This is a genomic window from Nocardia sp. NPDC060259, assembly GCF_042728775.1.
In the GTDB taxonomy this organism is placed as follows: domain Bacteria; phylum Actinomycetota; class Actinomycetes; order Mycobacteriales; family Mycobacteriaceae; genus Nocardia.
Genome location: NZ_JBHXAY010000132.1, coordinates 1 through 8,595, shown reverse-complemented (window position 1 = coordinate 8,595; position 8,595 = coordinate 1). Strand labels below are relative to the sequence as shown.

The 8,595-nt window shown below is 69.3% G+C and carries 9 protein-coding genes; 6 read left to right on the top strand and 3 right to left on the bottom strand.

The genetic code is table 11. The annotated features are described in order from the left end of the window. The first annotated feature begins 265 nt into the window (after nucleotides 1-265). The 3 genes from ACFWF2_RS30420 (at nucleotide 266) to aztD (ending at nucleotide 3,314) form a co-directional block, all read left to right on the top strand. Entirely contained in the window at nucleotides 266-973 is a 708-nt protein-coding gene (locus ACFWF2_RS30420; RefSeq protein WP_379310911.1) for an ABC transporter, read from the top strand. 239 nt (nucleotides 974-1,212) lie between these two features. Next, nucleotides 1,213-2,121, top strand: a complete 909-nt coding sequence (gene aztC / locus ACFWF2_RS30415; protein ID WP_379310921.1) for a zinc ABC transporter substrate-binding protein AztC — start codon at nucleotides 1,213-1,215, stop codon at nucleotides 2,119-2,121. A gap of 26 nt (nucleotides 2,122-2,147) precedes the next feature. Further along, nucleotides 2,148-3,314 (top strand): zinc metallochaperone AztD, encoded by a 1,167-nt coding sequence (gene aztD / locus ACFWF2_RS30410; protein WP_379310910.1) that lies wholly within the window; start codon nucleotides 2,148-2,150, stop codon nucleotides 3,312-3,314. Between the two features lie 114 nt (nucleotides 3,315-3,428). On the opposite strand, the gene ACFWF2_RS30405 is transcribed toward aztD, so the two are convergent. After that, nucleotides 3,429-4,625, bottom strand: a complete 1,197-nt coding sequence (locus ACFWF2_RS30405; RefSeq protein WP_379310909.1) for a serine hydrolase domain-containing protein — start codon at nucleotides 4,623-4,625, stop codon at nucleotides 3,429-3,431. Between the two features lie 38 nt (nucleotides 4,626-4,663). Between ACFWF2_RS30405 and ACFWF2_RS30400 the strand changes: the two genes are divergently transcribed. Both ACFWF2_RS30400 and ACFWF2_RS30395 read left to right on the top strand, forming a co-directional pair. Continuing rightward, entirely contained in the window at nucleotides 4,664-5,479 is an 816-nt protein-coding gene (locus tag ACFWF2_RS30400) for a serine hydrolase domain-containing protein (protein ID WP_379310908.1), read from the top strand. Between the two features lie 102 nt (nucleotides 5,480-5,581). After that, nucleotides 5,582-6,118, top strand: coding sequence for a DUF3145 domain-containing protein (locus ACFWF2_RS30395; RefSeq protein ID WP_379310907.1), 537 nt, complete (start codon nucleotides 5,582-5,584; stop codon nucleotides 6,116-6,118). Here the strand turns inward: ACFWF2_RS30395 and ACFWF2_RS30390 are convergent. Both ACFWF2_RS30390 and ACFWF2_RS30385 read right to left on the bottom strand, forming a co-directional pair. After that, the gene (locus tag ACFWF2_RS30390) at nucleotides 6,090-6,692 is read right to left on the bottom strand and encodes a GNAT family N-acetyltransferase (RefSeq protein ID WP_379310906.1); all 603 of its coding nucleotides are present in this window, start codon (nucleotides 6,690-6,692) and stop codon (nucleotides 6,090-6,092) included. The genes ACFWF2_RS30395 and ACFWF2_RS30390 overlap by 29 nt on opposite strands. An 85-nt stretch (nucleotides 6,693-6,777) precedes the next feature. Further along, entirely contained in the window at nucleotides 6,778-7,593 is an 816-nt protein-coding gene (locus ACFWF2_RS30385; RefSeq protein WP_379310905.1) for an SDR family oxidoreductase, read from the bottom strand. 317 nt (nucleotides 7,594-7,910) lie between these two features. Between ACFWF2_RS30385 and ACFWF2_RS30380 the strand changes: the two genes are divergently transcribed. After that, entirely contained in the window at nucleotides 7,911-8,486 is a 576-nt protein-coding gene (locus ACFWF2_RS30380) for a hypothetical protein (protein WP_379310904.1), read from the top strand. Nucleotides 8,487-8,595: the final 109 nt, after the last annotated feature.

The following is an 8,595-nucleotide window of genomic DNA, read 5'->3' as shown; positions in this document are numbered from 1 at the left end:
CGGCGGGGCAGGGCCGAGCGGCGGGGCAGGGCCGAGCGGCGGGGCAGGGCCGAGCGGCGGGGCAGGGCCGAGCGGCGGGGCAGGGCCGAGCGGCGGGGCAGGGCCGAGCGGCGGGGCAGGGCCGAGCGGCGGGGCAGAGCCGAGTGTCGGGGCGGGGCCGAGTGTCGGGGCGGGGCCGAGTGGCGCGGCGGGGCCGAGTGGCGCGGTGGTCTCGGCGCACAGCGATCCCGTTGTCGTAGCGGTTGTTTCGGATGCCGGCGAGACGATGGTGTTCGATCGTGCGGCGCTGGGCGAGGGCGTGGGTGCGGAGCCGCGGCGGATCGACGGCATCGCGGTGCCCTACGCCGAGCGGCTGATCGTCGCCGACAATGCGGGACGCGTGGAGGTGCGCGGACGCGACGGTGCGGCCGGGGGCATGCAGTCCGTGGCGTGCCCGGATCCGCAGGGACAGGCGTTGACTCGGCGCGGCGTCGTCTTCGGATGTGCCGACGGCGCGATCGTCGTGGCACAGCGGGACGGCGGGTTCGTCACCGAGAAGATCCCGTACCCGGCACCGCCCGCGGAACGCGCGACCGCTTTCACCCATCGGCCCGGCAGCACCACGCTGACCGCACTCGCCGGCCGAAACGGGGTGTGGACCCTCGACGTCAGGAAGAAGACCTGGACGCTGACACCGATCGCCGACGTGGTGGCGGTGAACACGGCGGGCGAAGGATCGTCGCTGCTGGTGCTCACCCGTGACGGTGTCCTGCACGGACTCGACCCGGTCACCGGCGCGGAGACAGCGCATCTCGCCTTGATCCCCGGCCCGGTCGACGATCATGCCTCGATCCATGTAGACCCGGATCGCGCCTACGTCAACGACATTCGTGCGCGCACCATCCACGAGATCGCCTACAACGACAACCTCCGGGTGGCGCGTACGTTCCCGCTGGACATCGCGCCTTCGCTGATGGTGGAGACGGGGCTGTGAACGCGAGGAACAACACCGCCTACCCCTCCTCGGCCGACCTCGCGGCGGTCGCACTGTGCCGGGCCGTTTGGCGACCGTTGGCCGGGGTTGGGTGGCGGCCGCGTGCCCTCGCCTGTACCGGCTTTCGATCGTGGCTGCCCGGTGCAGTGGCATCCCATGAACTGCGGCGGTTGCGAAGAGTGTCGTCCGCGTTCGTCTCCAGCCGTCGTATACATCGGCGGAGGCCGTTGTCCGCCGTCATGGTCTCGGCTGTCGTCATGGCGGTACTGATGCCGTTGGCCGCCGCCTGTTCGAGCGGCACCGACCGATCCGGGATTGTCGTGACGACCAATATCCTCGGTGACCTGACCAGGGCGGTCGTCGGCGATACCGTGCCCGTGACAGTGCTCATGCAGGCCGGGGCCGATCCGCATTCGTTCGCGATCTCGGCGCGGCAGGCGGCCGATATCGAACAGTCGGCGCTGGTCGTGCACAACGGGTTGGGCCTGGAAGAGGGCGTGGCCCGGCATGTGCAGGCGGCCGCTGCGGCCGGGGTGCCGACGCTGGCTGTGGCCGAACGGGTCGACCCGATCGCGTATACCACCGACGAGTCAGCGGGAAAGCCGGACCCGCACTTCTGGACCGATCCGCAGCGGGTCCGCAAGGCCGTCGAGGCGATCAGTGCGGCAGTTCTCGCGCAGGTCGACGGCATAGATGCCGGGGCGGTCCGTGCGAACACCGACCGCTACCTCGCCGAGCTCGACCAGCTGGACCGGTGGATGACCGACCGCTTCGCGGCGATACCGGCCGAACGCAGGCAACTGGTCACCGATCATCACGTCTTCGGCTATCTCGCACAGCGATTCGGCTTCCGCGTCATCGGGGCGGTGATCCCCAGCGGCACCACCCTGGCCTCACCCAGCGCCGCCGATCTCGACGAGCTCGCCGGCGCGATCCGGGCAGCGGGCGTCGGCGCGATCTTCGCCGATTCCGCACAGCCCGACCGGCTCTCGCGTGTCCTGGCCGAGCACACCGGTGTGCCGGTGCAGGTGATCGGCCTGCACACCGAATCGCTCACGGCACCCGGCGGCGGCGCGGCCACCTATCTGGAGATGGCGCGCGCCAACACCGAGGCCATCGCCCGTGGCTTGTCCGGGCCGACAACGTAGTTCACGCAGGAGAAATGGAGCAGCACATGCACAGTCGGTCACGGATCACCATGATGGTGGCCATGTCCGGGGTCCTCGCCTCGGTGGTCGCGCTGAGTGGTTGTGGCACGGACGATGCCGCGCACGACCATGAGCACACCCCGGGCGCGGAGCCGATCGCCCTCACCTTCGACGGCGGCATCTACGTCCTCGACGGCGCCACGCTGGCCCAGCAGGGCGAGGTGAAGCTCGACGGGTTCAACCGGCTCAATCCGGCAGGCGACGACGATCACCTCATGGTGTCGACCAAGGACGGCTTCCGTGTCTTCGACGCCTACGCCAAGGAATTCACCGGCACCGAATTCCCCGCGCTCGAGCCGGGGCACGTCGTGCGGCACGCGGGCAAGACCGTGCTGTTCGCCGACGGATCCGGCGAGGTCACCCTCTTCGACTCGGCGCAGCTCGCGCACGGTACGCCGAAGACCGAGGTCTACCAGGCGGCCGCGCCGCACCACGGTGTCGCCATCGAACTGAGCAACGAGCAGCTGGTACTCACCCTCGGCACCGAGGACAAGCGTGTCGGCGCCGTCGCACTCGACGGAAACCGCAAGGAGCTCAGCCGGAACGAGGACTGCCCCGGCGTGCACGGTGAAGCGACCGCCCAGGGCGAAGCGGTGGTGATCGGCTGCCAGACCGGCGCGCTCGTCTACCGCGACGGGAAGTTCACCAAGGTCGCCAGCCCGGACCCCTACGGCCGGATCGGCAACATGTCCGGCAGCGAGGTCTCGCCGATCGTGCTCGGCGACTACAAGGTCGACAAGGACGCCGAACTCGAACGGCCACAGCGGATCTCACTGGTGAACACCACCGACGGCACCCTGCGCCTGATCGATATCGGCACCAGCTACACCTTCCGCTCGCTGGGACGCGGCCCGGCCGGTGAGGCCTTGGTGCTCGGCACCGACGGCAAGATCCACGTCATCGACCCGGTCGCGGGCACGGTCACCCGGACCATCCCGGTGATCGGGACCTGGCAGGAACCACTCGACTGGCAGGACGCGCGGCCTGCGCTGTTCGTGCGCGGCGGGGTCGCCTACGTGTCGGACCCGACGACCAAACAGGTGCACCGGGTGGACCTGGCCGACGGAAAGATCACCGCCACAGCCACGTTGACGTCGGCGCCGAACGAGATCAGCGGCGTCGCCGGACACTGATCGAGCTTGGAGCCGACAGCGCGCATCGGTGGGTCTGCCCGCCGATGCGCGCTGCGGCGCTGTCCGCTCGTTCGTGACGCCGCCCGCCGCCCGTCGGCCGGATTGCGCGGGATATCAGCCGACGCAGCGCAGGACGGCGTCGCGCAGGTTGCGGCTGCGGACGTCGTCGAGGATCGCCATGCCGAGACGGTTCATGCTGTAGCCGAAGCCGAGGCCCGTCGTGGGATCGGCGAAGCCGAACGATCCACCCAATCCCGTTGTGCCGTAGGCGCGTTTGTCCGAGCCGAAGCGGAAACTGCCGCGCGACTTGCGGAATCCCAGGTGGTAGCGGCTCTTGGTGTGCAGTACCAGGTCGCCGGCGGGCACGTCGTCCGCGGTATCGGCGGCGGCCAGCAGATCGAGCACGTCGTCGCCGATCGGCAGCGCACCGGTGCGACCGGCCGCGGCACCGTAGACGCGGGCCAGCGCGCGGGCATTGCCGACGCCGTTCATGCCGGGCCACTCGATTTCCAGGAACTCCCGGCGGGCGGCGCGGGCAGGCGCACCGGGGCGCGGATTGGTCAGCGCCGCATAGGAAAGCCCCCGCTTGGCGTAGACCTCGGCGCCGATCCGCACCGGGATGTCGGCCAGTTCGTAGCGCAGGATGTCGAGGCCCTTCGTCGCCGACAGCTGGGCGACCCGCTCCATCGGCTCGGACTCGGGGAGTCCGATGAACATATCCGCGTCGACCGGGGCGGCGATCTCCTCGGCGAAGAACCGGCCGAGGCTGCGGCCCGCCGGATCGACCCGGCGCAGGAGTTCGCTCTGATACAGCCCGAGGGTGAGCGCGTGGTAGCCGTGCCGTGTGCCGGGTTTCCACGCCGGTTTCTGCGCGGCCAGCAGCGCGCCGAGAGCGTCACGGTCTGTCAGCTCGCGCAGTTTCACGATCCGGTCCAGCCCGGACAGCCCCGCCTGGTGATCGATCAGCTGGCGGACGGTGATCTGTTCTTTGCCGTTCGCGGCGAACTCCGGCCAGTACTTCGCCACCGGTTGCTCGTAGTCGAGCAGCCCGCGCGAGACGGCCGTGGCGATCGTGAACGCCGCCATGCCCTTCGAGGAGGAGAACACCGGCACGATCGTGTCGCGCTCCCACGGCACCTCGCGCCGACGATCGCGATGCCCTGCCCACAGGTCGACCAGTGGCTGTTCACCTGCGTAGACGGCGACGGCGGCGCCGATCTCGCCGTGGTCGGTGAAGTTGCGGCGCAGGGCGTCGGCGACGGGGCCGAAGCCGGCCGCCACGTCGCCGTGGATCGATGGTGCGGGACTCATGGTGACTCGATCGTAGCGGCGTCTCGTACGCTGCCGATATGCGTTCGTTCGAGCAGGTACAGCACTGGCCGGTCGCCAACGCCGCCGCCGCGGTCGTCACAGCAGGCGGTGCGTCGACCATCGGTGACACCGAGCGGGTCTTCCGGCTCGCCTCGGTCACCAAACCGCTGGTCGCCTACGCCACGCTGGTAGCGATCGAGGAGGGCGCCGTCGAACTGGACCAGCCGGCCGGTCCGCCCGGGTCGACTGTCCGCCATCTGCTCGCCCACACCTCCGGCGTGGCCTTCGCCACCCCCGATGTCATCGCCGCGCCCGGCGCCCGCCGCATCTATTCCAGCGCGGGCTTCGAACTACTGGCCGACTTCCTCACCACGAGCACCGGCATCGCGTTTCCGCGGTATCTGCACGAGGCCGTGTTCGAACCGCTCGGCATGCGCGGTGCGGTCCTCGACGGCCCCGCCGGGCACGCGGCCGAAGCCTCGGTGGACGACCTCGCCCGGTTCGCCGCCGAGTTGCTGACACCCCAATTGTTATCTCAGCAAACTCTCGACGACGCGACCTCGGTGCAATTCCCCGGCCGCGACGGCATCCTGCCCGGATTCGGTTCCCAGCGACCCAACGACTGGGGATTGGGTTTCGAAATCCGCGACGGGAAATCCCCGCATTGGACGGGTTCGGCCAATTCCGCACGCACCTACGGGCACTTCGGGCAGTCCGGCACGTTCCTCTGGGTCGACCCCGAAATAGGGGTGGCGACGATCGCGCTGAGCGACGAGAATTTCGGCGACTGGGCTCGAACAGCATGGCCGAAATTCAGCGATTCCGTGATCGCAGAGACACACAACACGCTGTGAAGTAACACCCGCAACACCGAACACTTCAGTACACTCGGGCCACGCCAGTCCGCGACGGGTCGTTGGGGAAGACGCTCCTTGTCGAGGCTGGAGGTGTTGGTAGTGCGCGCATCGAGTCAGTTCGCTGATGCGACGGCGGGTGTGGTCTACATCCACTCATCGCCCGCCGCGTTGTGCCCGCACGTCGAATGGGCACTGTCCACCGCGCTCTCGTCCCCCGCGAAATTGCGCTGGACCGCGCAACCGGCCGACGGACAACTGCGCGCCAGCAGCGATTGGATCGGCCCCGTCGGCACCGCATCGCGGATTGCCCAATCATTGCGCACCTGGCCGGTTCTGCGCTTCGAGGTCACCGAGGATCCCAGCGAAGGTGTCGACGGCGAACGCTACAGCTTCGTTCCCGCGCTCGGTCTCTGGCACGGATCCACCGGTGCCAACGGCGATGTGATGCTGGGCGAGATGCGATTACGTGCCTTACTGCAAGCCGCCAGCGAACTCGGCGGTCACGGAGCGTTCGACCTGTCCGCGGAGATCGACCGGGCGCTGGGGACGCCGTGGGACGAGGATCTCGAGACCTACCGGCAGGGAATCGATTGCGTCGGCGCCGAAGTCACCTGGCTGCGGCGCGACGTGGGCTGACGGAGTTTTCCTTGACCCAGCACATCCCGTGGCCCGAATCGCCCGGCGTCTTCCGCGGCCGCGGGGCGATGCGCTCGAGCCGGTAGCCGAGTCGGCGGGGAACGGCGGCGCTGCGGATATTCTCGGCGTCGCACCGGATTTCGATGCGAGTGATGCCGGGGAGGGCCAGCGCGATCGTGGTCAGCGCCCCGGCCGCCCGGGTGATCACGCCGCGGCCGACATGATCGACATGGCACCAGTAGCCGATCTCCAAAGTCGCCGGACCGACACGGTCGTGGAGCCCGACCACGCCGAGCAGATGTCCGTCGCGGCCGAAGATGCCGTAGTTGAAGCCGCCGTCCGGTGTGGGCCAGTGCGTTGTCACCGTCTCGTGCGCCGCCCGCATCTCGTCGTAGACCGGCGGTCGCGCCGCCCAGTCCATCCAATGATGCAACTGCTCGAACGAGGCGGTGACCGCCGCGAACTTGGCTGCCAGATCCTCGGGTTGCCACCGGCGAATCACGAGATCGCCGACCACCACCCGGTCGGGCGGCACGATCCCCGGTCCCAGCGCCGACGGCAGTTCGGTGTCCATCCTTCGATCGTGATCGACCGGTCTGGGCGCGTCCAATGAGATTTCGCCACGTCGGCCGCCTCCCCGGACCGGATGATTCGGAGGGTCAGCCGGCGAGGAACCGGCCGGCGTTGCCGGCTGCCCAGCGGGCGAAGGTGGTCGCCGGGCGGCCGGTGATGTCCTCGACGCTGGTGATGGGCAGGGTGGCGGGGTCGGGGGTGTAGTCGGTCAGGACGTTGTCGACATACCAGGTCGTGTTGTCGCCCATGGTGGGAGTGAGGGCGGCGATGGTTTCTTCGCGGGAGGACCGGCGGAAGATGATGTCGCGGTCGAGGGCGGTGGCGAGGTGGCGGACCAGGTCGGTGCGGGTGAGGACTTCCGGGCCCGCCAGCGGGTAGGCGCGGCCGTGGTGGGTGTCGGAGAGCAGGGCGGTGGCGGCGACGGCGGCGATGTCGTCCATGGCGATGGGGGCGGTCGCGGTGTCGGGGTAGGGCTCGCTGACGGTGCCGGTCTCGCGGATCTGCTGCGACCAGGTCAGGGTGTTCTCCATGAAGTCGGCAGGCCAGAGATGGGTCCAGGCCAAGCCGCTGTTCTCGACCGCTGTGCAGACGGTGCCCCACCAGCTCTCGGGCTCGCCGGACAGGTCGACCACATGCCGTACCCCTGCCGCGCGGGCCAGCGCAAGCACTTCGGTGACATTGTCCGGCGTCGGCGCCAGGTACATCCGCTCCACGCCGTCGAACGCCGCCGGCAGACTCTCCGGCCTGCGCAGATAGCCTTCGACCACCTCCACCCCGGCCGGGAGCGCCGCTCGTCGCGGGTTGGTGGTCAGTGCGCGCACATCGGTGCTGCCCGCGGCGAGCAGGTGGTCGACAACCATGCGGCCGATGTTGGCGGTGGCCCCGGTTACCAGGATGGTCATGTGTTTTTCCCTCCGGTACGGCTCGATGAAAAACCCATTCTGCCGACAAAATTCGCGACGCTGCCAGTCCGGATCCGCGGCGGCACGGCAACCGGATCGCCGCCGTTCGGAGTGATGTCGACGGCGATGGGAACCTGTCCGCGCGTTCGGCGCCGAGCGCAACCTCGCCTGAATACCGGAAAATCTGGTGATGTTTTTCCGTTATCACCGCAGGTGGGTTCCCCTCGGTCCTTAACGATGCGAAAATGTTCGCGGATCGAGATCCGGTCCAGCAGAGTATGTTCCGCCGATCTCGGCGGGCAGACTGGAGGGGCAAGATGACATTCTCGTCTCGAACAAGTTCGGGCGCACGGCGATTCGGCGCGATCGCCGTTCTCGCGGCAGGGGCACTCGGCCTCGCGGCCACCACCGCACATGCCGGACCAGTGGCAGCCGTTCCGATCGTCCAGGGAATCGAAGGGGGAGTGGCGTTTACGGCGAGCCCGCTCGCCGACGGCTCCGGGCTCACCGCGTCCGTCGCGGACGGCACCTTCAGCCTCGCCGGGGGCGTGGTGACCCTCACGGATCCGGCAGGCCGGGTTGTCGCCACCGTGCCGACCCACATCGTCACCGGCGCGGGCAATTTCGACCTCGCCGCGGGTATCGCCGCCGACGGCCAGTCGGTCACCCTGCGTCCCGTCGCCGCACCGGCCGTCGTCACCGACAACATGGCCGCCTTCGTCGACGAAGCCAGTGACGCCCTCGCCCGCAAGCAGTACAACGCGGGCATCGGCGCCCTGATCGGCGCTGGCATCGGCGCGGTACTCGGCTTCTTCCTGGGCGGAGTCGGCGCCCTGGTCACCATCCCGATCGGTGCGGGCATCGGCGCCCTCATCGGCTACTCGACGCCGTAGTGAACCGGTGTGGTGGGCGGCCCGCCGGGGGGCCCCCCCCAAAACGCGGCGCGGGCGGGGGGGTAGGGGCCGCGGGCCCCGAAGGGGAGCGGGGGCGGGGCTTCCCCCA